This window comes from Microbispora sp. H10885, from assembly GCF_014161415.1.
In the GTDB taxonomy this organism is placed as follows: Bacteria; Actinomycetota; Actinomycetes; order Streptosporangiales; family Streptosporangiaceae; genus Microbispora; species Microbispora triticiradicis.
Genome location: NZ_JABBWY010000001.1, coordinates 1,049,577 through 1,071,264, shown reverse-complemented (window position 1 = coordinate 1,071,264; position 21,688 = coordinate 1,049,577). Strand labels below are relative to the sequence as shown.

Here is a 21,688-nt window from a genome sequence, read left to right as displayed (position 1 = left end):
CAGCGGGAGACACACCTATGAGGGGGCGGGCTGCAGCCGGTGGGCCTCGCCGCCCAGACCCGCGGGAGGCCGCACCCTGGTCACCTCCCGCCCCCGCGCGCACACGATCTCCGCGAAGGTGACGGCGTTGCGTACGGCGGCTCCGCCCGGGTCGTTGTTGAAGTAGACGTAGGCGTCCGGCACGTCGCCCAGCCGGTCGGCCCAGCTGCGCAGCGCGCGCCGCCCGTACGTCGGCCAGGGGTCGGCCCGGCCCTCGTGGAAGCGCAGGTAGACCCAGCTCGTGGTGCGCCACAGGGGCCCCGCAGGCCGTCCGAGCCGGTCGGCCCAGCAGAGGGCGGCCCCGAACTCCGTCAGCAGATCGCGGATCTCGGCCGTCCACCACGAGGCGTGCCGCGGCTCGACCGCGACCCGCACCGAGGACGGGAACCGGGCCAGGCAGGCCCGCAGCCGTACGGCGTCGGCCTGGAGGGTCGGCGGCAACTGGAGCAGGATGGGCCCCAGCTTGGGGCCGAGGCCCTCGGCCACGCTCATCAGCCGGTCCACCGGCTCCTCCGGGTCCTTCAGCCGCTTGATGTGAGTGAGGAAGCGGCTGGCCTTGACCGCCATGACGAAGTCCGGCGGGGTGCGCTCCCGCCACGACTCGAACGTCTCCCGCTTCGGCAGCCGGTAGAAGGCGTTGTTGTTCTCGACCGTGGCGAAGATCTCGCCGTACCTTTCCAGCCACAGCCGCTGCGGCACTCCCCCGTAGACGAGGTCGCGCCAGTCGGCGTACTGCCATCCCGATGTCCCCACCAGCACGGGCATGTCCGCTTCCTACCCCGCGAACGGCATAGATCGCGGATCGCCGGGCACGCGTAGCCAAAAACAAGCAAAACGCGAGCGAAGCGGGAAACACCGAGCGAGCCGGAGGGGCGCGCCGCCGATCTGGACCGAGGAGCGAGGGACGAGCGACGAGGGAAGACGGCGGATGTGAGCGCCCCGACGAGCGAAGCGGGAAACACAGAGAGGAAGCACGATGATTCAGGGCAAGACGATCGCATTCCTCGTCGCCCCCGAGGGGATTGAGCAGGTCGAGCTCACCGAGCCGTGGAAGGCCGTCGAGCAGGCGGGCGGCACGCCGAAACTGATCTCCACCCAGCAGGGCCGGGTACAGGCCTTCAACCACCTCGACAAGGCCGACACGTTCCCCGTGGACGCCGTGGCGGGAGACGTCGCCGCGTCGGACTTCGACGGGCTGGTCCTCCCCGGCGGAGTCGCCAACCCCGACTTCCTGCGGACGAAGCCGGAGGCCGTACGGTTCGTCAAGGAGTTCTTCGACGCGGGCAAGCCGGTCGCGGCCATCTGCCACGCGCCGTGGACGCTGGTGGAGGCCGACGTGGTGCGCGAGCGCACGCTCACCTCGTGGCCGAGCCTGCGGACCGACCTGCGCAACGCCGGGGCGACCTGGGTGGACAAGGAGGTCGTGGTCTGCACCGGAGGCCCGAACACGCTGGTGACCAGCCGCAAGCCGGACGACCTCAAGGCGTTCTGCCAGGCCGCCGTGGACGCGTTCGGCGGCTGAGCCCCCGCGCGGCGCGGGATCGTTCCAGAGCCCTTTCCGAGCGGATCACGGTCTGCCATGCTTTTCCGGTGCTACCCCCTGGACGCAGCGCATGACCGAGGTATTCACGCTCGGAGAGGCGTTGGCCGTCGTCTCGGCCGACCGGCTCCGGCATGACGCGAGCACCCGCCTCGACGTGGAGGGACCCGAGCTGACGACGGCGGTCGGCCTGGCCCGGCTCGACCACTCGGTGAGCTGGCTGGGCCGGGTCAGCGCCGACGAACTGGGCGTCCGCACGATGACCGTCCTGCGCGGCGAGGGCGTGGACGTATCGTCCGTACGGGTCGATCCGACGGCGTCCACCGGTCTCGTCGTCCGCCAGCGGCGCATCGGCCGGTCGTCGCACGCGGCGTACTACCGCGGCGGCTCGGCGGGATCCCGCCTGACGACCGGGGACGTGCCCGGCGAGGCCGTCCAGTCCGCCCGGATCCTCCACGTCACCGGCGTCACCGTCGGGCTGAGCGGCTACGCCTACAGCGCCGTCCACCACGCGGCGAAGCTCGCCAAGGACGCCGGCGTGCTCGTCTCCGTCGACGTCAACCACCGCCCGCACCTGTGGGACAGCGTGGAGGAGGCACGGCAGGGCCTGACCGAGCTGGCCGCCTGCGCCGACGTGCTCTTCGCGACCCAGGACGAGCTCGGGCTCGTGGAACCGGTGCTCGCGTCGATCCCCGAACTGGTCGTGACCCGGGGCGCCAAGGGCGCCAGCGCCACCGTGGAGGGCCTGCGTTACGACACCCAGGCCGCCCCCGTGACGTCCGTCGACCCCTCCGAGGTCGGCGGCGCGTTCGTGGCGGGCTATCTCAGCGCGATCCTCGACGGGCTCCACCCCTCGGACCGGCTCAAACGCGGCATCTCCGTGGCCGCCTTCTCCGTGGCCAGCCCGAGCTCGTGGCAGGGCCTCCCGACCCGCGGCGAGCTTCCGCCGTAAGTGTCCGTGATATCCCGATCAAGACCGGTACCATCCTTGCTGTACGACGAGGAGGGGTGCCGTGGACGAGCAGAGGGCACCGGCGGGCGTTGATCCGTTCGCACCCAGCGTCGCCCGGATGTACGACTACTACCTGGGCGGCAAGGACAACTTCGCGGTGGACCGCGAGGCCGCCCAGAAGATCATCGAGATCCTGCCCAACCTTCCGGACATCGCCCGGGAGAACCGGCAGTTCCTGATCCGGACCGTCACCCACCTCGCGCGGCAGGGCATCCGGCAGTTCCTCGACATCGGCGCCGGGCTTCCCACGCAGCGCAACGTCCACCAGGTCGCCCAGGAGCTGGCCCCGGAGTCGCGCGTCGTCTACGTGGACAACGACCCCATCGTCCTGGTCCACGCCCGGGCGCTCCTCGCCGAGAACGAGCGGGTGATCGCGGTCGGCGCGGACATGCGCGAGGCCGAGGCGCTCGTGGACCGTCCGGAGGTCCGCGCGCACCTCGACTTCTCCCAGCCGGTCGCCGTCCTCCTGCTCGGGGTGCTGCACTTCGTCCCCGACGACGAGGAGGCCCTGAAGATCGTCACAGCGCTCCGGGCCCCGCTGGCGCCGGGCGGCTACCTGGTGGTCTCGCACGGCTCGCTCGGCGAACTGAGCGAGGACCAGGAGGAGGAGGGCCGCAAGGTCTTCAGCCGCACCTCGGTCCCCGGCACCACCTCCCGGTCGCGGGAGCAGATCCTCGCCTTCTTCGACGGGCTCGACCTCGTCGAGCCGGGAGTGGTGCCGCTGCAGGAGTGGCGGCCCGACGCCGACTACGTCTCCGTACGGGACGGCAAGGCCGGCGCGCTCGGCGGCATGGGCCGCGTGCGCTGACCCTCGTCAGGGACGCGGGACGTTGCGACATTGGTACCGTCCCGTAACACCCCGCCCGGAGAATCGAAGCAATGGTCTGAAGGCAGACCAAAGGAGCCGGGCATGCCAGATCCCGTCGGTGACGTGCGGGATGTCGTCGCGGGCTGGGCCGGACGGCCGCTGACGTTCACCAGGATCACGGGCGGGCTCAGCCACCACGTCGCCAGGATCGACAGCGCGGACGGCGAGCGCTGGATCCTGCGGGTGCTCGACCCGCGCATCACCGAGGCCGGTCTCGGCATCCCACTGGACCAGGAGATCGCCAACACGGTCGCCGCGGCGGCGGCCGGAGTCGGCCCCCGGGTCGTGCACGTGCTGCCGGGGGCCCTCGTGCTGGAGTACGTCGAGGGCGTCGCGCTCGACGTCCCGGCCGTGGCGGCGCGGATCGAGGAGGTGGCGGCCGCCTGCCGCCGCCTGCACGCCGGGCCCCGGTTCGGCAACGACTTCTCCATCTTCCGCACGCTCCGGGACTACCTGGCCCGCTGCCGGGCCCACGACCTGGCCCTGCCCGCCGGGTTCGAGGACGTGCTGCCTCTGGCGTACGAGATCGAGGCGGCGCTGGCCCGCCGCCCGCTGCCGTCCGTCCCCTGCCACAACGACCTGATCTGCGGCAACCTCATCGCCACCGGTGACGGCGTCCGCATCGTGGACTACCAGCTGTCCGGCAACAACGACCCCTGCTTCGAGCTGGGCGACATCGCCGCCGAGGCCGGTTTCGACCCCGGCCAGGTCGTACGGCTGACGCGGGCCTACTTCGGCGACGACGAGCACGTCCCCCGCGTACGGCTGAACCTGATCATGGCCAACCTCACCTGGACCCTCTGGTTCGTCGTCCACCAGGGGCTGGTCCGCTCCGGGGCCATGCCCGGATTCGACTACTCCGCCGAGGCCGCCGGCAAGTTCGCCCAAGCCGTACGCGACCTCGGGGATCCCAGCTTCGGACGCCTGCTCGACGGCGTCCGGAAACCCCGCACCGGTTAGAGGAGGCCTCAGTGGCGCAAGCCCTCGACGACGACGCCAAACGACTGGCGGAACTCGGCTACAAGCAGGAACTGGCCCGCACGTGGAGCGGGTTCTCCAACTTCGCGATCTCCTTCTCCATCATCTCGATCCTGGCGGGCTGTTTCACCACCTTCAGCCAGGCCTGGAACAACGGCGGGCCCCTGGCGATCTCCGTCGGCTGGCCGCTGATCTCGGCGTTCATCCTGATCATCGGGTTCTGCATGGCGGAGCTGGTCTCCGCCTACCCCACGGCGGGCGGCATCTACTGGTGGGCCGCCAAGCTGGGCAGGCCGGTCCACGGCTGGTTCACCGGCTGGCTGAACCTGATCGGGCTGATCGCGGTCACGGCGTCGGTCGACTACGGCTGCGCGACGTTCCTCAACATCGTGGTCGGCCGGTTCAGCGACTCCTGGGCGAACGGCAACGCGCTGCACCAGACCTTCCTGCTGTTCGCGATCGTCCTGGTGCTGCACGCGCTGATCAACATCTTCAGCCACCGCCTGATCTCGCTGCTGCAGAACATCTCGGTGTGGTGGCACGTGTTCGGCGCGGCGGCCGTCGTGCTGATCCTGGTCTTCGGCCCGTCGAAGCACCAGAGCGTGGGCTTCCTGTTCGAGACGTTCAACCACTCCGGCTTCGGCGGCGGCGACTCCGGGCCCGCCTTCTGGCTGTACGTGCTGCCGCTGGGCTTCCTGCTCACGCAGTACACGATCACCGGCTTCGACGCCTGCGCGCACGTGTCGGAGGAGACGCACGGCGCGGCCCGCGCCGCGGCCAAGGGCCTCTGGCAGTCGATCTTCTACTCGGCGATCGGCGGCTGGATCCTGCTGCTGGCGTTCCTGTTCGCCGCCACGAACGTGGACGCCGTCAACGCCGAGGGCGGCTTCGTCGGGGCGATCTTCACCTCGTCGCTGTCGTCCACCCTCGCCACCGTCGTCTTCGGCATCTCCACGATCGGGCAGTTCTTCTGCGGCATGAGCTGCGTGACGTCGATGTCCCGGATGACGTACGCGTTCTCCCGCGACGGCGCGGTGCCGGGCTGGCGGCTGTGGTCGAAGGTGGACCGCAACCGCACGCCGGTGAACGCGATCATCGGCGGCTGCGCCGTCGCGCTGCTGATCACGCTGCCCGCGTTGTACGCCCCCGAGGGCTCCGCGACCCCGGTGGCGTTCCTGGCGGTGGTGTCCATCGCGGTCATCGGGCTCTACCTCGCGTTCCTCATCCCGATCTGGCTGCGGCTGCGCGCCGGCGACTCCTTCCAGACCGGCCCGTGGACGCTGGGCCGCAAGTACCGGGCACTCTGCTGGATCGCCGTGATCGAGATCGCGATCATCTCGGTCTACTTCGTCCTGCCCATCTCACCCGCGGGCGTGCCCGGCGACCCCGGCTTCACCTGGACGTCGGTCAACTACGCCCCCATCGCCGTGGGCGCCGTGCTCATCGGCATCGCCCTGTGGTGGCGCCTGTCGGCCAGGCACTGGTTCACCGGCCCCCGCCGGACCGTCGACACCGTGGACGGTATGGACGGCGTCGGCGGCGTGGACGAACCCGAGCCCGTCGCATAACCCGGCGAACCCCTCCGTGCGGCCCGCCCCGGGGCGGGCCGTACGGGACGCGGTCAGGTGGGCTCACCCAGCTGTTCGGCCAGTCGCTCCAGACCGCCCCTGATGAGCCGCCCATACCCGTCGTCGCCAAGCGCCCCGATCTCCGCCCGCGCCTGCCGGAGGTGCTCACGGGCGCGGTCGAGATCGCCCAGCTTGCGGTAGCACTCAGCCAGGTTCAGGTGCAGCGACGGATACAGGCCCGCCACCGAGAGCGGCACCCCGACATCGGCCACCCGCTCGTCGGTGACGAGATCGGCGGCGGCGAGCGCCCGCAGATCCCACATCAGCTCCTGGTGGACGTCGTCCTGCACGTCGGCCATCGAGTGGGCGAGGACGCAGACATGCAGCGGGTCGCCCTGCTCACCGCCGATGTCATCCCAGATCCGCGCGAACAGGTCGCGAGCGGCTTCACGCTGACCCTGACCGTGATGCAACTCCACCGCCTGGCCGATCCGGGCCATCGTCGGGTCGGCGGCCATGAGCCACTCCTTCACCGTCGCGAACGATCAAGGGCAGCCTACTTGTCCCATCTCGCCAAGTGCATGCCGGAAGGCAGGGCCGGGAAGGTCCGGGAGTTCCAGTACGACCCGCTTTCCTGACGGCCTACGGCCACCCCGCGCCGTCCACGTGTTTCAGGGCCGGCTCAGGAGGACTCGAAGGCGGTGGCGACGGCTCGGCGGGTCTCCTCCATGGAGGCCCGGCCGAGCTCGTGGGCGATCGACGTCATCTCCACGTCCGGCATCCCGCAGGGGATCGCGAGGTTCCACGGCGTGAGGTCGCCCTCCACGTTGAGGGCGAAGCCGTGGCTCGTGACCGACCGGCTCGCCCGCATGCCGATGGACACGATCTTGCGGCCGGTGTCCCTGGTCCACACGCCGGTCAGCAGCTCCGACCCCGGCGGGGTGTCGCGCCGCTCGGCGGGGACGCCGAGCGCGGCCAGCGCCTCCACCAGGCGCAGCTCGACCTCGCGGATGTAGTCGACCACGCCCTCGCCGGTGCCCAGCTTCACGACGAGGTAGCCCACGAGCTGCCCGGGGCCGTGGTAGGTGAGCTGACCGCCGCGGCCGGTCGGCACCACGGGGATGCCGGCGGCCGGGTCGGGCAGATGGGACTCCAGGGTGCGCTTCCCGATGGTGAAGACCGGCGGATGACTCAGCAGCCACAGTGTGTCGGGCCGTGCGTCGTCCTGCCGTTCCTCGACCAGGGCGGCCATGCGTTCCATAGCCTTCTCGTAGTCGACCAGGTCGTCCTGGATCAGCGTCAGGGGCCGTCGCCGCATCATCGCTCACCTCTCCCGATGTGAGCATATTCCGATCTGCGCCATAGACGCGCCCGCGCGGCCCCGCGCCGCCTACCTGCGGTCGTACGAGTAGTCGTAGGCCGCTGTGGACGCGGCCGGGGCCTTGGGGAAGATCACCCACATGATGATGTAGGCCACGAACTGGGGGCCGGGCAGGAGGCAGGACAACAGGAACAACACGCGGATGACGGTCGGCGAGGTGCCCCACCGCTCCGCGAGCCCGCCGCAGACGCCGGCGATCATCTTGTGCTGTCTCGATCGGTACATCGTCGGTTCCTTTCGTCATCCGATACAACGGACCGTTCGACACCTCACGTTCCGCGAGGAACCCTGATAAAACCCTGACCCTCCCTGATTCGGCGATTCAGGGCTCCGGGCCGGTGATCTTCTCGTGGAAGGGGGCATATACGGAGCCAAAAGACCGTCGTGGGAGTTACACATGGATATAGCGACTCTGCAGGGGCAGACCCGCCTGTACCTGCGGCAGAAGATCACCATGATGGTGAACAGGTACGTCGTCCATGTGGCCGGTCCCGGCGGTTCCGAGGGCGAGCTGGTGGGCTTCGCCGAGCAGAAGCGGATGGCGCTCAAGGAGCAGGTGACGCTCTACACCGACGAGTCGCGGGAGACGGTCCTCGCCGGTTTCAAGGCGCGCAAGGTGCTCGACATCGCCGGGGAGTACGACGTCGTGGACCACGCCGGAACGTCGATCGGGACCTTCCGCAAGAACTTCGGCCAGTCGCTGCTCCGCTCGACCTGGCATCTCCAGCAGCCCGGCCTGCCGACGCTGACCGGCCACGAGCGGAACCTCGTGGTCGCGTTGCTGCGCCGGTTCGCCGACTCGCTGGAGTGGCTGCCCTACCACTTCGACTTCAGCATCGGCGCCTCGATCGCGTTCTCGGTCGACCGCCGCTGGGGCCTGCGCGACCGGTACGCCATCGAGATCCACGACCCGCGCCTCGACCGCCGCCTGGTCATCGCCATGGCCGTGGCCCTCGACGCGCTCCAGGCAAGGTGAGGGAATCACCGGAACGGCCGCGACTGTTATAGTCGGCGGTAGCCGTATGGTTCTGGCTCCGTTCGAGCCCATACGCGCACCGCATATCTTCCGTCGGCGACCAGCCGACACGAGGCCTCCCGCGCGATCCGTGATCTTGCGATCCGCGATCTGACGGGTGCGATCCTGTCCGTCCTTCGGGCGCGGCGTCCCACGATCCGCCTCCAGCGGAGAACCCCATTGCGTGCGTGTGAGTCCCAAGGGGGACCCCGCACATTCCCGGACCGAGGAGTCCTATGACCACCACCACTCTCACCGTTCCCAAGCAGCGCTCCTCCCGCCCGCGACGGGCCCCGGCCGCCGCCTCCGCGACCGTGGCCACCGAGGTCGGCGGCCTGCTCGACTTCGCCGGCCGGAACGCGGTGATCCGTTCCCGCGGCTACCTGCCCGGGCCGAAGGACGTGGCCGTCCCCGCCGCGCTCGTGGCGCGGTACGGCCTGCGCCGCGGCGACCTGGTCAGGGGCGCCGGGGAGAACGGCCGACTCGCCTCCGTCGTCTCGCTGAACGGCGCCCCCGTCGACACCGGTGAGGCCAGGCCCGACTTCGCCGACCTCGTGCCGATCCACCCCGACGAGCGGCTGCGCCTGGAGACGGCTCCGAACGTCCTGGCCACCCGCGTCATCGACCTGTTCGCCCCGGTCGGCAAGGGGCAGCGTGGCCTGATCGTCGCCCCGCCTAAGGCCGGCAAGACGATGTTCCTCAAGGCCGTCGCGAACGCGATCACGGCCAACCACCCCGAGTGCCACCTCATCGTCGTCCTGGTGGACGAGCGGCCCGAGGAGGTCACCGACATGCGCGAGTCGGTCCGGGCCGAGGTGGTCGCCTCGACCTTCGACCGCCCGCCGCAGGACCACATCGCGGCGGCCGAACTGGCCGTCGAGCGGGCCAAGCGGCTGGTGGAGACCGGCCGGGACGTGGTCGTGCTCATGGACTCGATCACCCGCCTCGGCCGGGCGTACAACATGGCCGCGCCGAGCGGCGGGCGGGTGCTGACCGGCGGCATGGACGCCCGGGCCCTGCACCAGCCCAAGAAGGTGCTCGGTGCCGCCCGCAACATCGCCGGCGGCGGCTCGCTGACGATCCTCGCGACCGCGCTGGTCGAGACCGGCTCGAAGATGGACGACAACCTCTTCGAGGAGTTCAAGAGCACCGGCAACATGGAGCTCAAGCTGAGCCGGAGCCTCGCCGACCGCCGCGTCTTCCCCGCCGTCGACGTCGTCGCGTCCGGCACCCGCCGGGAGGAACTGCTGCTCCACGCCGCCGAACTGCCGCTGATCTGGCGGCTGCGGCGGGCGTTGCAGGACCAGGAGTCGTTCGAGCGCTTCCTCGGCTCGCTGAAGAACACCGGCTCGAACGCCGAACTCCTCCTGGCCCTGGCGAAGAACTAGACCCCGATGGGGTGCCAGACGGTCTTGGTCTCCAGGAACGCCGTCATCCGCTCGATGCCGGGGTCGGCGAGCCAGTCCACGCGGCCGGCCGGGGGCCGGAGCACCCGCTTGAGGTTCTCGGCGGCGAGTTCCTCGCACGTGACGGCCAGATCGGGGTCCGCGCCCGTCAGGTCGATGCCGTTGACGTCCATGTGGCCCGCGAGCCAGGGAGCGATCTCGGCGGACGAGCCGGTGAGGATGTTCACCACCCCGCCGGGAAGGTCGGAGGTCGCCAGCACCTCGGCCAGCGTGATCGCCGGGAGCGGCGCCCGCTCGGAGGCCGCGACCACGCACGTGTTCCCGGTCACGATCACCGGCGCGATCACGCTGACCAGGCCCAGCAGCGGGCCCATCGGCGGGGCGACCACGGCCACCACGCCGGTCGGCTCCGGGCTCGACAGGTTGAAGTACGGCCCGGCGACGGGGTTGGCCGACCCGAGGACCGCCCCGATCTTGTCGGACCAGCCCGCGTACCAGACCAGCCGGTCGACCGCCGCGTCCACCAGCTCGCCGGCCTTCTTCGCGGAGACGCCGTCGGCGTCGACGACCTCGGCAACGAACTGCGCGCGCCGGCCCTCCAGCATCTCGGCGATCCGGTACAGGATCTGGCCCCTGTTGTACGCCGTGGCGCCCGACCACCCGGAGAACGCCTTCCGGGCGGCCGATACGGCGTCCCTGGCGTCCTTGCGCGAGGCCCGCGCCGCGTTCGCGAGGAAGTCTCCCTTGGAGGAGGTCACGGCATACGACCTTCCGCTCTCCGAACGCGGGAACGCGCCGCCGACGAACAGCTTGTACGTCTTGCGCACGGCCAGCCGCGCGGCCTGCTCACTCATCGAAGGTTCCAATCTCGAGCGGACGGGCGGGCTGGTAGGTCTGGCCGCACCGGCACACGCCGCCGCGGTGCGCGAACCACCCGTGCCGTACGGCGAAGCGGCGGGAGCGGCGGGCCCGGGAGAAGCCCTCTCCGGCTCCCGCGTCGGCCCGGCGGGCCAGGCGGCCGCGGCGTCCGTCGTCGCAGCGGGCGTGCGGCCGGGCCGCGTGACGGTCACATCGGTCATACCGCAAGGTAGGCCTCCAGACCGTGCCGCCCGCCCTCGCGGCCGTACCCCGACTCCTTGAAGCCGCCGAACGGCGAGGCGGGGTCGAACCGGTTGAACGTGTTGGACCAGACGACGCCCGCCCGCAGCCGGGACGCCATCCACAGCATGAGCGAGCCCTTCTCCGTCCACACGCCCGCCGACAGCCCGTACGGCGTGTTGTTGGCCTTCTCCACCGCCTCGGCGGGCGTGCGGAACGTCAGCACCGACAGCACCGGCCCGAAGATCTCCTCGCGGGCGATCCGGTGCGACTGGGCGACGCCGGTGAACAGGGTGGGCGGGAACCAGTACCCGCGGTCCGGGATCGGGCAGGCGGGCGACCAGCGCTCGGCGCCCTCCGCCTCCCCGGCCTCCGACAGCTCACGGATCTTCGCGAGCTGCTCGGCCGAGTTGATCGCGCCGATGTCGGTGTTCTTGTCCAGCGGGTCGCCGAGCCTGAGCGTGCCGAGACGCCGCTTGAGCGCCTCCAGCAGGTCGGCGGCGACCGACTCCTGCACCAGCAGCCGCGACCCGGCGCAGCACACGTGGCCCTGGTTGAAGAAGATGCCGTTGACGACGCCCTCGACGGCCTGGTCGATCGGGGCGTCCTCGAACACGATGTTGGCGGCCTTGCCGCCGAGTTCCAGCGTGAGCTTCTTGCGGGTGCCCGCGAGGCTCCTCGCGATGTGGCGGCCGACCTCGGTGGAGCCGGTGAAGGCGACCTTGTCCACGCCGGGGTGGGCGACGAGCGCGGCGCCCGTCTCGCCCGCGCCGGTGACGATGTTGACGACCCCCGGCGGCAGGTCGGCCTGCCGGCAGATCTCGGCGAAGGCGAGCGCGGTCAGCGGCGTGGTCTCGGCGGGTTTGAGCACGACCGTGTTGCCGCAGGCCAGCGCGGGCGCGATCTTCCAGGCCAGCATGAGCAGCGGGAAGTTCCACGGGATGACCTGCCCGGCCACCCCCAGCGGCTGGGGGTCGGGACCGAACCCGGCGTACGACAGCTTGTCGGCCCAGCCGGCGTAGTAGAAGAAGTGGGCGGCGACCAGCGGGAGGTCCACGTCGCGCGACTCGCGGATCGGCTTGCCGTTGTCGAGCGTCTCCAGCACGGCCAGCTCACGCGACCGCTCCTGGATGATCCGGGCGATCCGGAACAGGTACTTGGCCCGCTCGGCGCCCGGCATGCCCGACCAGAGGGGGAAGGCCTTGGCGGCGGCCCCCACGGCGCGGTCGACGTCGGCCTCCCCCGCCCACGCGACCTCCGCGAGCACCTCCTCGGTGGCCGGGTTGACGGTCTTGTGGCGCTCCTCGCCCTGCGGCTCGACCCACTCGCCGTTGATGAAAAGGCCGTACGACGGCCGGATGTCGACGATGTCCCGCGACTCGGGCGCGGGTGCGTATTCGAACATGACTCAGCCCTCAGTCGAGCGTGAAGTAGTCGGGACCCGCGTACCGGCCGGTGGCCATCTTCTGCCGCTGCATGAGCAGGTCGTTCAGCAGCGAGGAGGCGCCCAGGCGGAACCAGTCGGGGTGCAGCCAGTCGGGCCCCGCGGTCTCGTTCACGAGCACCAGATACTTGATCGCGTCCTTGGTGGTGCGGATGCCGCCCGCGGGCTTCACGCCCACCTGACGGCCGGTCGCGGCGCGGAAGTCGCGCACGGCCTCCAGCATCACGAGCGTCACCGGGAGGGTCGCGGCCGGCGACACCTTGCCGGTGGAGGTCTTGACGAAGTCCGCTCCGGCGATCATCGCCAGCCAGGAGGCCCGCCGCACGTTGTCGTACGTCGCGAGCTCCCCGGTCTCCAGGATCACCTTCAGATGACTGTCGGCACATGCCTCCTTCGTCGCGACGATCTCCTCGTACACCTTCAGGTAGTCGCCGGCGAGGAACGCGCCGCGGTCGATGACCATGTCGATCTCGGACGCGCCCGCGGCCACCGCGAGGGAGGTCTCGGTGACCTTGACCTCCAGGGAGGACCGTCCGCTGGGGAACGACGTGGCGACCGACGCCACCTTCACCCCCGAACCCGCGAGGGCGGTCACGGCGGTCGCGACCAGGTCGGGATAGACGCAGACCGCGGCGACCGGCGGCACGGAGGCGTCGGCGGGGTCGGGCCGGACGGCCTTGGCGCACATCGCCCTGACCTTGCCGGGGGTGTCGGCGCCTTCCAGGGTCGTCAGGTCGACCATTCCGATGGCCATGTCGACGGCCTGTTTCTTGGCGGTCGTCTTGATGGATCGCGTGCCCAGCATCGCGGCGCGGGCGTCCGCGCCGACCCGGTCGACCCCGGGAAGGCCGTGCAGGAACGCCCGCAGCGTCGAATTTGAGGAGGCGACCTCCGCGAGCGGAGTAGTCATAGTTGGCACGGAACCAGCATCGCCGACCACGGCGAATGATTCCAAACCCGGGGACCCGGGTGTTCCTAAGGCATCGCCTTACCCGCCTTAGACGGCGTAGGCCAGCGGTCGCACACAGGGCGGCCAAGAGATAGGGCATCCGCCCGATGTGGCGGGGGGCGTCTTAGAACGAACCTTGATGTGTACGGGAAAGAAGCCTCGAACAAGGAGAACCGCGATGGGGCCGGAACTGCACTACCAGATCATGATCAACCGGGCCGCCGAGCTCCAGGAGGAGGCCGCGTCGCACCGGCGCGCCCGCCAGGCGCTGGCCAGCCTCAAGGCGCAGCAGCGCTCCCGCCGGCTGCGCGGGACGTTCGGCAAGCTCCGCAGCTCGTGACCCGCGTACGAAGGCCCGGCCGGACCCTCCCTCCCGGCCGGGCTTGCCAGCCCCCATAGGGCAAAAAAGCAGGCGAAGCCAGACAAAGGGTCATGACATGCTTTACGACATGACACGCCGGGCGGTAAGCCCCGTCTTCGTCGGGCGGGACGCGGAGCTGGAGACCCTCGCCGAGGCCTACGACCAGGCCCGCAAGCAGGCCACCGCGGCGGTGCTGATCGGCGGCGAGGCAGGGGTGGGGAAGACCCGCCTCGCCGGCCGGTTCGCGGAGGAGGCCGCACAGGACGGCGCCCACGTGCTCGTCGGGGGCTGCGTGGAGCTGTCCGCCGAGGGTCTCGCGTACGCCCCGTTCACCGCCGCGCTGCGCCAGCTGGTCAGGGAGGCCGGGGTCGCCGAGGTCACCGCGCTGCTGCCGGACGGCGCCGGCCGGGACCTGGCCAGGCTGCTGCCCGAGTTCGGCGAGCCGACCGGCGACGGGGAGACGGAGTCGGCCCGCGCCCGGCTGTTCGAGCTGATCCTCACGCTGCTGGAACGGCTCTCCGAGCGGCGGCCGGTCGTCCTCATCATCGAGGACGTGCACTGGGCCGACCGCTCCAGCCGCGATCTCATCGCCTTCCTCAGCCGCAACCTGAGGACGGCCCCCGTCCTGATGGTCATGACGTACCGGTCGGACGAGCTGCACCGCACCCATCCCCTGCGGCCCGTGCTGGCCGAGCTGGGCCGGGTCGACGGGGTGGTGCGGCTGGACCTGCCGCGCTTCACCCAGGACGAGGTCGCCGCGCAGATGGCCGGGATCCTCGGCGTCACCCCCGAGTTCGCCAGGGTCGACCGGGTCTTCGAGCGCAGCGGCGGCATCCCGCTGTTCGTTGAGGCGCTGCTCGACTGCGGCGAGGAGTGCTCGTTCCCCGACTCGCTGCACGACCTCATCATCGGGTCGGTGGAGCGCCTGCCCGAGGAGACCCAGCGGGTGCTCCGCGTCGCCGCCGCCGGGGGCGTACGGGTGGGGCACGCCCTGCTCGCGGCGGTGAGCGGGCTGTCGGACGTGGACCTGGAGGACGCGCTGCGCCCGGCCATCGCCGCGAACGTGCTGCAGGTCGCCGACGGCGGGGCGTACGCCTTCCGGCACGCCCTGATCCGCGAGGCGGTGCACGACGAGCTGCTGCCGGGCGAGCACGCCCGCATGCACGCGCGGTACGCCGAGGAGATCGACCGCGACCGCACGCTGGTCCCTCCGGGCCGGGCGGCCATCGAGATCGCCCACCACTGGTACTCCGCCCGCGACGACGAGTGGGCGCTGGTCTCCGCCTGGGAGGCGGCGGAGAAGGCGGCCAAGTCGTTCGCCTACACCGAGCAGATCCAGCTGCTCGAACGCGTGCTGACGCTGTGGGACAAGGTGCCCGGCGCCGCCGGCCGCATCGGCCAGGACCACTGCACGGTGCTCGAACGGGCCTCCGAGGCGGCGTACGTCAGCGGTGACATGGAGCAGAGCCTCAAGTACGTGCGCGGCGCGCTCGCCGAGCTGGACGAGCGGACCGCCCCGGAGCGGGTGGCCGAGCTGCTGGTCCGCATGGCGAACGTGAAGTCGCAGAAGGCCAAGCCCGGCAGCCTGGACGACCTGCGCCGCGCCGAGGGCCTGGTCCCGCTGCCCGGCGACACCCGCACGCTCGTGCTGACCCGGCTCGGCACGATGCTGATGTGCTCCGACCAGGTCGTCGAGGGCACGGCGGTCACGCAGGAGGCGCTGCGCACGGCCCGCGAGAAGGGGCACGAGGTCCAGGAGGCCGACCTGCTGATCAACCTCGCGCTCGGCCACTCCATCAACGGCGACCTGCAGACCACGTTCGCGCTCAACGAGCGGGCGCTGGCGATGGGCACCCGCCTGGACTCGCCCCGGATCATCCTGCGCGCCCTCGGCAACAACGTCGACGCCCTGGACAACCTCGGCCGCTCGGAGGAGGCGGTGCTGCTCGCCCTGGAGGGCGAGAAGCTCGCCCGCCGGTACGGCAGGTTCCGCCACCAGGGGGTGTTCATCGCCAACAACCGGGCGGAGGCGCTGGAGTCTCTCGGCCGGTGGGACGAGGCCATCGAGGTCATCGACCGGGCCATGACCATGGGCCCCACCATGCGCACCCGCTGGCACATGTTGCGCGTCCGGGCGGACATCGCGATCAGCCGGGGCGAGGAGGACCTGGCGCAGGACATCCTCTCCGAGGTCGGCGCCTTCTCCCCGCGCCGCGAGGAGCAGACGCAGGAGTGGACGCAGAACACCCGCCTGGCGCTCGCCTTCCACCTGCTGCGCGGCGAGCCGCTCAAGGCGCTGGACCTGCTGGAGGCCGCGCTCGACAACCCGCCGCTGTCGCGCAAGGCGATGCTGGCCGGGCGGCTGCTGGCCTCGATCCGGTACGTCTGCGACGCCGCGGCGCCGGTCGCGCCCGAGCGGGTCGCGAAGGTGCGGGCGCACGGCGACCGCCTCGCGGAGAACCTGGGCGACGGACCGGTGAACGAGGCGTTCGGCCTGGTCTACCGGGGAGAGTTCGACACGGCGGCCGAGGCGTGGCGGCGGCTGGGCCGCCCCTACGTCCAGGCCAAGGCGCTGCTGCTCGCGGCGGTGGACGCCGCCGCGCGCGGCGACCGCGACGGGGCCTCCGCGCGGCTGCACGAGGCCTGTCCGCTCGCCACCGCGCTCCGCGCGACCCCGCTGGTCACCCAGATCGAGACGCTGGCCCGCCGCGTCGGCACGCCGCTGTCCAGGACCCCGCTGCCCGACGCAACGTCGTCCGACGCTTCGCCGGCCAGGTCCGGACGGCAGGCCGACCTGACCCCCCGTGAGCTGGAGGTGCTCCGCCTGGTGGCGGCCGGGCGGAGCAACCGCGACATCGCGGCCGAGCTGTTCATCTCGGCCAAGACCGTCAGCGTCCACGTGTCGAACATCCTGCCGAAGCTGGGCGTGTCGACCCGGGGTGAGGCCGCCGCCGCGGCCCACCGCCTGTCTCTTCTCGACTAGCCGAACAAGGGCTCGATCAGCAGCAGCACGCCGAAGACGGCGAACGCGGCGGCGGCGCCGTACTTGATCCACTTTTCCGGCAGGCGGCTGCCGAGGAAGCGCCCGACGAGGATCGCCAGCGCGTCGGCCGCGACCATGCCGATCGTGGAGCCGATCCAGGTGCCGAACCAGCCGTGCTGGGTGGCCAGCGTGATGGTGGCGAGCATCGTCTTGTCGCCCAGCTCGCTGAGGAAGAACGCCACGCCGACGGCGATGAACGCGTTGCGGGTCGTCTTGGCCGCCTTGCCCTCCTCCTCCTCGCTGAGCTCGTCGCCGCGCAGCGTCCACAGCGCGAAGCCGAGGAACGCGAGACCCGCGACGATCGAGATCGCGGTGGTGGGGAGCGCGTCGCCGACGACCCTGCCGAGGGCGACGCTGCCGAGGTGCACGAGCGCGGTCGCGACGGTGATGCCGGCCAGCACCGGGAGCGTCCTGAACCGGGTGGCGAAGGTCAGGGCCATGAGCTGGCTCTTGTCGCCGAGCTCGGCCACGAAGATGACGACGAGGGAGATCCAGAGGGCTTGCACGGGGTCGCCTTCCGAGGGGAGATGCGACCGGGCCGCCGTACGACACCCGGGGAGCGGGCACGACTTCGGCCCGGCAGCATGTGGTCATGACTGTCGGGCCGAAGGTCTCGTCCGCCACGGGGGCTCCACGACCGGGCGGGCGAACCGCCAGTGTGTCGATCAGTGGATTTCGGACTACTCCCCTTCGGTGTTGTCCCAGTTTAACCGAGCTGAAGACTGGCTCCCACCAGCACGGGTTCGTTGACGAGCCACACGCCGAACTTCTCGTGCACGCCGTCGCGCACCTCGCGGGCCAGCGCGAGCAGTTCGGCCGCGCCCGCCTCACCGGTGGGGTTGGTCAGGGCCAGCGTGTGCTTGGTGGAGATGCGGGCCCGGCCCTTCTCGTACCCCTTGGGGAACCCGGCGTTCTCGATCAGCCACGCCGCCGGGATCTTCACCGAGCCGTCCGGCATGTCCCAGCGCGGATGACCGGGGGCGCGAAGCTCCAGGACCGCCGCCTCGTCCGGGCCGAGCACGGGGTTGGTGAAGAAGGACCCCGCGCTGCGCGTGTCGGGGTCGTCGGGATCGAGCACCATCCCCTTGCCGCGCCGTAGCTCCAGCACCGCCTCCCGTGCCTCGGTCAGCGGCACCCGCTCGCCGATCTCCACCCCGAGCCGCGCGGCCAGTTCCCGGTACGCCACGGGCCCCGACATGGCCGACCGCTCCAGGGCGTAGGTGACCGCGAGCACCACGTGCCGTTCGGGGTCGTGCTTGAAGGCGCTGTGCCGGTAGGCGAAACCGCACTCCGCCGCCGTGAGGTCGGCCACCTCGCCGGTCCCGCGGTCGTACACGCGGACGCCGGTGACGGTCTGCGAGACGTCCTGCCCGTACGCCCCGACGTTCTGGATCGGGGTGGAGCCCACCAGGCCGGGAATCCCCGACAGGCACTCGATCCCCGACAGGCCTTCGGCGACGCACCGGGCGACCAGGGCGTCCCAGTCCTCCCCCGCCTGCGCCGTGACGAGCACGCGCCCGTCCCCGGACGGCGCCGCCTCGACGCCTCGGGTGACGACGCGGACCACCAGCCCGCCGAACCCCTCGTCGGAGACGAGCAGGTTGCTGCCGCCGCCGAGCACCAGCACGGGCTCCCTGTCACGGTCGGCCTCGGCCACCAACCCGACCAGGTCACCGGTGGTGTCCGCCTCCGCGAACGCCCGGGCGGGGCCGCCCGTATGCAGGGTGGTGTAGCGGGCGAGGGCCACCCCTGCCAGCCGGTCAGCCATTCGTCTCCTCAGCGCGTCCCCCCAGGCCGGGTAGAGGTACCCGGGGCCGTGTAGAGGAACAGGATAGCCACCCCGCCCCCGCCCGCCCCCTCACGGAGTGTGGGGGGCTTCCTGGTCGGGAGGTGAGTCGGTGCCGGTGTCGACGCCGGTCTCGGCGATCGCCTGGTCGATCCGGGAGGTGGCCGAACTGCCGTCCCACAGAAGCTGGGAGGCGACCATCGACGCCTCGCCCGACGGGGTCAGCGCCGTCTCGATCGTCCCGCCGGGGGCGACGTCGCGCTTGACCTCGGTGATCTCCTCGTGGCCCGCCGCCCGCGCGGCCTCCCGCGCGTTCCCCGCGCGGGGTGACGGCAGGCTACCGCCCTGGGCGTCCCCGGCCTTGCCCGGGTCCTGCGTCTGCGTCGCCACGCCGGCGGTGTCGCCCTGCTCCCGCTGGGTCGTGACCGGCTCGTTGACGACGCCCTCGGTCTCTGAAGTGTCTCGCTCGCTCACGATCCGACCGCTACCCAGCACCGGCGCCGCCAAGCACCCTCATGGCTCATCGTGGCCGATCGGGGCCGGTCAGGTGAGCTGGACCACCGCGCGGGCCTTGGAGAGGACCCGGGAGTCGCCGGACCTCGCCGTGAGCGTGACCACGACGCGCTTGTCCTCGCGCTTCTCCTCCACGATCCCGCTGATCGTGATCGTCGCGCCGTTGTCGTCGTCGGGCACCACGACCATGGACGAGAAACGGACCCCGTACTCGACCACCGCGCCGGGGTCGCCCGCCCAGTCGGTGACGAACCGGCCGCCCTGCGCCATCGTGTACATGCCGTGCGCGATGACGTCGGGCAGGCCGACCGCCTTCGCGTAGCGCTCGTTCCAGTGGATGGGGTTGAAGTCGCCCGAGGCCCCGGCGTACCGCACCAGGTCGACCCGGCGGACCCGGTACTCGGCGGCCGGGATCTCCTGGCCGGTCTCCACGTCGTCGTACTTGACCGTCGCCGCCATGATCAGGCCGCCCCTCCGCGCTCCACGATGATGTTGTAGGTCCGGCAGACCAGCTCGCCGGAGGTGGTGTGCACGTCGCTGCGCACGGTCAGGAACTCGTTGCGGCCGACGCTGCGGATCTCCGCGATGGTGGAGCTGCACACGAGCTCGTCGCCCGCCTGGATGGGCCGCTCGTACTCGAACCGCTGCTCACCGTGCACGACCATGGAGAAGTCGAGCCCCAGGCCGGGGTCGGTGAGCGCGTCACCGGTGCCGAGGAGGCTGAACACGATCGGGAAGGTCGGCGGCGCCACGACGTCCGGGTGCCCGGCCGCCACGGCGGCCTGCCGGTCGTGGTAGATCGGGTTGTCGTCGCCGATCGCGGTGGCGAACTCGCTGATCTTGACGCGGCTGACCTCGTAGGGCGCGGACGCCTGGTACGTCCGCCCGACGAAGTCGCGATTCAGAGGCATCGGCCGTGCTCCTTAGGGGATGAGCGGGTGACCGTACGCTAGCAACACCCGATCCGGCCGGCCGTCACCGCCGCACCGCGGAAGATCCGGCCCAGAGCATCCGACCCAGAAGCACCGGCGGAAGCACCGACACGAAAACCGGCGCCTCCGCGACGGAGACGCCGGTCATACGTGATCGAGGTCGTGCTGTGTCGAGGTCAGGCCGTGCAAGCCGACCGCGTAAGCCGACCGCCGCGTTCGCGGCGCGGAACCACGCGCGCCGGACCGCGCTACGACTCAGCGGGTCTCGCGGTGCGCCCGGTGCGTCTTGCAGTTGGGGCAGTACTTCTTCAGCTCAAGCCGATCCGGGTCGTTGCGCCGGTTCTTCCGCGTGATGTAGTTGCGGTGCTTGCACTCCTGGCAGGCCAGCGTGATCTTCGGCCTAACGTCTGTGGCAGCCACGTGGGAGTGCCTTTCTGCGTTTGGGACTACTGGACAACCCAGGCCGGGGCCGCCTTCGTGAGGTGACCCGGCAGGGTAGTAGCGGAGGCCGGACTTGAACCGGCGACACAGCGATTATGAGCCGCTTGCTCTGCCTGACTGAGCTACTCCGCCTCGGGCCGGAGAAACTGCATCCGGCCACGCAAGGATACCCGACCCGTACGGCTCTTCGCGCATCGGGATCAGCCGTGATCGGGATCGGTCAGCCGGTGGGGAAGAGGCACCCCCACCAAGCCGAAAGCCCCACCCGGCAGCGCTCCCACAGGAACAATGCTCAGATAGGACTTTCCGGCCAGAGCCCCCAAACGGAATCGAACCGTTGACCTTCTCCTTACCATGGAGACGCTCTGCCGACTGAGCTATAGGGGCGGGCCCGGTTGCGCTCTCGCGCCTCGCGGACAGGTGTAACCATACACGGCCACGCTGACCGATGCGAACTCGAATACAGCCGCGCTCACGGTGCCGGCTCACGGTGTCGGCAGCATGCCGGAGAGATCGGCCGCGGGCCGCTGGCGGGGCGGTACCTCGGCCGCGACGGCGTACCTGCTGAAGTAGCCCTTCCCCCGGACGGGGGTCACGTTGCTCAGCGTCACCGTGGCCTCGTACGGCGTGTTCTCGCAGGCGGGCAGGCACCAGGTGCCGCTGAGCCTGCCCGCGCCCACGGCCCGGGTCGGCCCCCAGGAGTGCCAGGTGACCTCGCTGATCGTGGTGAACTCGGAGAGGACCAGGATGGCCGGCCGCTGGTCGGGCCGCCCCTGCTCCGAGCCCTGCAGGTTGAGCACGTACACCGGTGTCTCCGCGACCGGGCCGGCCTGCGACGCGCCGCAGCCGGAGACCCCCGCGCCGAGGACCGCGACCGCGAGCTTGGTGACAGTGGTGGCCAGGCGCATCGATACCCCCTCGGCACTCTGAGTGCCCAGGGTCGGCGCGGGTTACGCCTGCGGCCCGCCTACCTGACGGCCGTACGGGCGTCGCCGGCCCGCTCCGGCAGGGCGATCACCTCGCACAGGTCGGCGAGGTCGACGAACCGGGCGACCTCCTCGACCGACAGGCAGTCGGCGACCAGCCGTCCGTGCCGCAGCACGCGGAGCACCTGGCGGTCGCGGCGGTACGCCGGAACGATCTCGTACCCGTCGGGACCCACCCATCGCCTGTCCATAGGGGAACAAGCTATCGGTTCTTCCCATCGTTCTCTCCCGTCTCATAGGGATCGGGTTTAAGTAAGGACCTAATGGACCCCAAGCACCGGGGCGCACAGTGAGCGTGCCCGACCACCCCGCTCACGAGAGGCATCCC

The 21,688-nt window shown here is 70.9% G+C and carries 25 protein-coding genes and 2 tRNA genes; 9 read left to right on the top strand and 18 right to left on the bottom strand.

What is annotated here, in order from left to right; translation table 11 throughout:
• Positions 1 to 15 precede the first annotated feature (15 nt).
• Entirely contained in the window at positions 16 to 804 is a 789-nt protein-coding gene (locus tag HHX37_RS04860; RefSeq protein ID WP_182884597.1) for a DUF72 domain-containing protein, read from the bottom strand.
• Positions 805 to 1,015: 211 nt separating this feature from the next.
• On the opposite strand from HHX37_RS04860, the gene HHX37_RS04855 reads away from it, so the two are divergent.
• The 5 genes from HHX37_RS04855 (at position 1,016) to HHX37_RS04835 (ending at position 6,005) form a co-directional block, all read left to right on the top strand.
• Positions 1,016 to 1,561 (top strand): type 1 glutamine amidotransferase domain-containing protein, encoded by a 546-nt coding sequence (locus HHX37_RS04855; RefSeq protein WP_182884596.1) that lies wholly within the window; start codon positions 1,016 to 1,018, stop codon positions 1,559 to 1,561.
• Positions 1,562 to 1,652: 91 nt separating this feature from the next.
• Positions 1,653 to 2,531 carry a sugar kinase gene (locus HHX37_RS04850; protein WP_182877584.1) on the top strand — a complete coding sequence of 293 codons (879 nt, stop codon included), beginning with the start codon at positions 1,653 to 1,655 and terminating at the stop codon, positions 2,529 to 2,531.
• A 61-nt stretch (positions 2,532 to 2,592) separates the two neighbouring features.
• Positions 2,593 to 3,399, top strand: coding sequence for an SAM-dependent methyltransferase (locus tag HHX37_RS04845; protein WP_182884595.1), 807 nt, complete (start codon positions 2,593 to 2,595; stop codon positions 3,397 to 3,399).
• Between the two features lie 102 nt (positions 3,400 to 3,501).
• Positions 3,502 to 4,419, top strand: a complete 918-nt coding sequence (locus tag HHX37_RS04840) for a phosphotransferase (protein ID WP_182884594.1) — start codon at positions 3,502 to 3,504, stop codon at positions 4,417 to 4,419.
• Between the two features lie 11 nt (positions 4,420 to 4,430).
• Positions 4,431 to 6,005 (top strand): amino acid permease, encoded by a 1,575-nt coding sequence (locus HHX37_RS04835; RefSeq protein ID WP_182883046.1) that lies wholly within the window; start codon positions 4,431 to 4,433, stop codon positions 6,003 to 6,005.
• A gap of 53 nt (positions 6,006 to 6,058) precedes the next feature.
• Here the strand turns inward: HHX37_RS04835 and HHX37_RS04830 are convergent, their stop codons facing one another.
• The 3 genes from HHX37_RS04830 to HHX37_RS04820 all read right to left on the bottom strand — a co-directional run bounded on the left by HHX37_RS04830 (position 6,059) and on the right by HHX37_RS04820 (position 7,611).
• Positions 6,059 to 6,523: a tetratricopeptide repeat protein gene (locus tag HHX37_RS04830; RefSeq protein ID WP_182884593.1), complete on the bottom strand. Its 465-nt coding sequence runs from the start codon at positions 6,521 to 6,523 to the stop codon at positions 6,059 to 6,061.
• Between the two features lie 164 nt (positions 6,524 to 6,687).
• Complete coding sequence (gene lipB, locus HHX37_RS04825) at positions 6,688 to 7,323, bottom strand: lipoyl(octanoyl) transferase LipB (RefSeq protein ID WP_244460920.1); 636 nt, start codon at positions 7,321 to 7,323, stop codon at positions 6,688 to 6,690.
• Positions 7,324 to 7,395: 72 nt separating this feature from the next.
• Complete coding sequence (locus HHX37_RS04820; RefSeq protein ID WP_111697358.1) at positions 7,396 to 7,611, bottom strand: PspC domain-containing protein; 216 nt, start codon at positions 7,609 to 7,611, stop codon at positions 7,396 to 7,398.
• Positions 7,612 to 7,783: 172 nt separating this feature from the next.
• Between HHX37_RS04820 and HHX37_RS04815 the strand changes: the two genes are divergently transcribed.
• Entirely contained in the window at positions 7,784 to 8,362 is a 579-nt protein-coding gene (locus HHX37_RS04815) for a hypothetical protein (protein WP_111697359.1), read from the top strand.
• Between the two features lie 275 nt (positions 8,363 to 8,637).
• Entirely contained in the window at positions 8,638 to 9,789 is a 1,152-nt protein-coding gene (gene rho, locus HHX37_RS04810) for a transcription termination factor Rho (protein ID WP_182883048.1), read from the top strand.
• On the opposite strand, the gene HHX37_RS04805 is transcribed toward rho, so the two are convergent.
• From HHX37_RS04805 to deoC, 4 genes are read right to left on the bottom strand one after another with little or no spacing between them, the layout of a single operon-like run.
• Positions 9,786 to 10,661, bottom strand: coding sequence for an aldehyde dehydrogenase family protein (locus HHX37_RS04805; protein ID WP_111697361.1), 876 nt, complete (start codon positions 10,659 to 10,661; stop codon positions 9,786 to 9,788). The genes rho and HHX37_RS04805 overlap by 4 nt on opposite strands.
• Positions 10,654 to 10,893 carry a hypothetical protein gene (locus HHX37_RS04800; RefSeq protein ID WP_138459369.1) on the bottom strand — a complete coding sequence of 80 codons (240 nt, stop codon included), beginning with the start codon at positions 10,891 to 10,893 and terminating at the stop codon, positions 10,654 to 10,656. Before HHX37_RS04800 ends, HHX37_RS04805 begins: the two co-directional genes overlap by 8 nt.
• Positions 10,883 to 12,310, bottom strand: coding sequence for an aldehyde dehydrogenase family protein (locus tag HHX37_RS04795; protein ID WP_182883050.1), 1,428 nt, complete (start codon positions 12,308 to 12,310; stop codon positions 10,883 to 10,885). Before HHX37_RS04795 ends, HHX37_RS04800 begins: the two co-directional genes overlap by 11 nt.
• A gap of 10 nt (positions 12,311 to 12,320) precedes the next feature.
• Positions 12,321 to 13,259: a deoxyribose-phosphate aldolase gene (gene deoC / locus HHX37_RS04790; RefSeq protein WP_182877576.1), complete on the bottom strand. Its 939-nt coding sequence runs from the start codon at positions 13,257 to 13,259 to the stop codon at positions 12,321 to 12,323.
• A gap of 217 nt (positions 13,260 to 13,476) precedes the next feature.
• Here deoC and HHX37_RS04785 point away from each other — a divergent pair, with 217 nt between their 5' ends.
• Positions 13,477 to 13,638 (top strand): hypothetical protein, encoded by a 162-nt coding sequence (locus HHX37_RS04785; protein WP_165900422.1) that lies wholly within the window; start codon positions 13,477 to 13,479, stop codon positions 13,636 to 13,638.
• A gap of 109 nt (positions 13,639 to 13,747) precedes the next feature.
• Positions 13,748 to 16,642 (top strand): ATP-binding protein, encoded by a 2,895-nt coding sequence (locus HHX37_RS37565; protein WP_310738333.1) that lies wholly within the window; start codon positions 13,748 to 13,750, stop codon positions 16,640 to 16,642.
• On the opposite strand, the gene HHX37_RS04775 is transcribed toward HHX37_RS37565, so the two are convergent.
• The 10 genes from HHX37_RS04775 to HHX37_RS04730 form a co-directional block, all read right to left on the bottom strand.
• Positions 16,639 to 17,208, bottom strand: coding sequence for a TMEM165/GDT1 family protein (locus HHX37_RS04775; RefSeq protein WP_111697365.1), 570 nt, complete (start codon positions 17,206 to 17,208; stop codon positions 16,639 to 16,641). The genes HHX37_RS37565 and HHX37_RS04775 overlap by 4 nt on opposite strands.
• A gap of 200 nt (positions 17,209 to 17,408) precedes the next feature.
• A complete protein-coding gene (locus HHX37_RS04770; RefSeq protein ID WP_182884592.1) occupies positions 17,409 to 18,470 on the bottom strand; it encodes a UDP-N-acetylmuramate dehydrogenase in 1,062 nt (353 codons plus the stop codon).
• Positions 18,471 to 18,560: 90 nt separating this feature from the next.
• Entirely contained in the window at positions 18,561 to 18,962 is a 402-nt protein-coding gene (locus tag HHX37_RS04765) for a hypothetical protein (RefSeq protein WP_182883053.1), read from the bottom strand.
• Between the two features lie 69 nt (positions 18,963 to 19,031).
• Positions 19,032 to 19,460 (bottom strand): MaoC family dehydratase, encoded by a 429-nt coding sequence (locus HHX37_RS04760; protein WP_182884591.1) that lies wholly within the window; start codon positions 19,458 to 19,460, stop codon positions 19,032 to 19,034.
• Positions 19,461 to 19,462: 2 nt separating this feature from the next.
• Positions 19,463 to 19,912 carry a MaoC family dehydratase N-terminal domain-containing protein gene (locus tag HHX37_RS04755; protein ID WP_182884590.1) on the bottom strand — a complete coding sequence of 150 codons (450 nt, stop codon included), beginning with the start codon at positions 19,910 to 19,912 and terminating at the stop codon, positions 19,463 to 19,465.
• A 276-nt stretch (positions 19,913 to 20,188) separates the two neighbouring features.
• The gene (gene rpmG / locus HHX37_RS04750; protein ID WP_036325591.1) at positions 20,189 to 20,353 is read right to left on the bottom strand and encodes a 50S ribosomal protein L33; all 165 of its coding nucleotides are present in this window, start codon (positions 20,351 to 20,353) and stop codon (positions 20,189 to 20,191) included.
• 79 nt (positions 20,354 to 20,432) lie between these two features.
• A tRNA-Met gene (locus HHX37_RS04745) sits at positions 20,433 to 20,506 on the bottom strand.
• A gap of 182 nt (positions 20,507 to 20,688) precedes the next feature.
• Positions 20,689 to 20,761: transfer RNA gene (locus tag HHX37_RS04740), tRNA-Thr, on the bottom strand.
• Between the two features lie 98 nt (positions 20,762 to 20,859).
• Positions 20,860 to 21,282, bottom strand: a complete 423-nt coding sequence (locus HHX37_RS04735; RefSeq protein WP_182884589.1) for a hypothetical protein — start codon at positions 21,280 to 21,282, stop codon at positions 20,860 to 20,862.
• A gap of 59 nt (positions 21,283 to 21,341) precedes the next feature.
• A complete protein-coding gene (locus tag HHX37_RS04730; RefSeq protein WP_182884588.1) occupies positions 21,342 to 21,551 on the bottom strand; it encodes a transposase in 210 nt (69 codons plus the stop codon).
• Positions 21,552 to 21,688 lie beyond the last annotated feature (137 nt).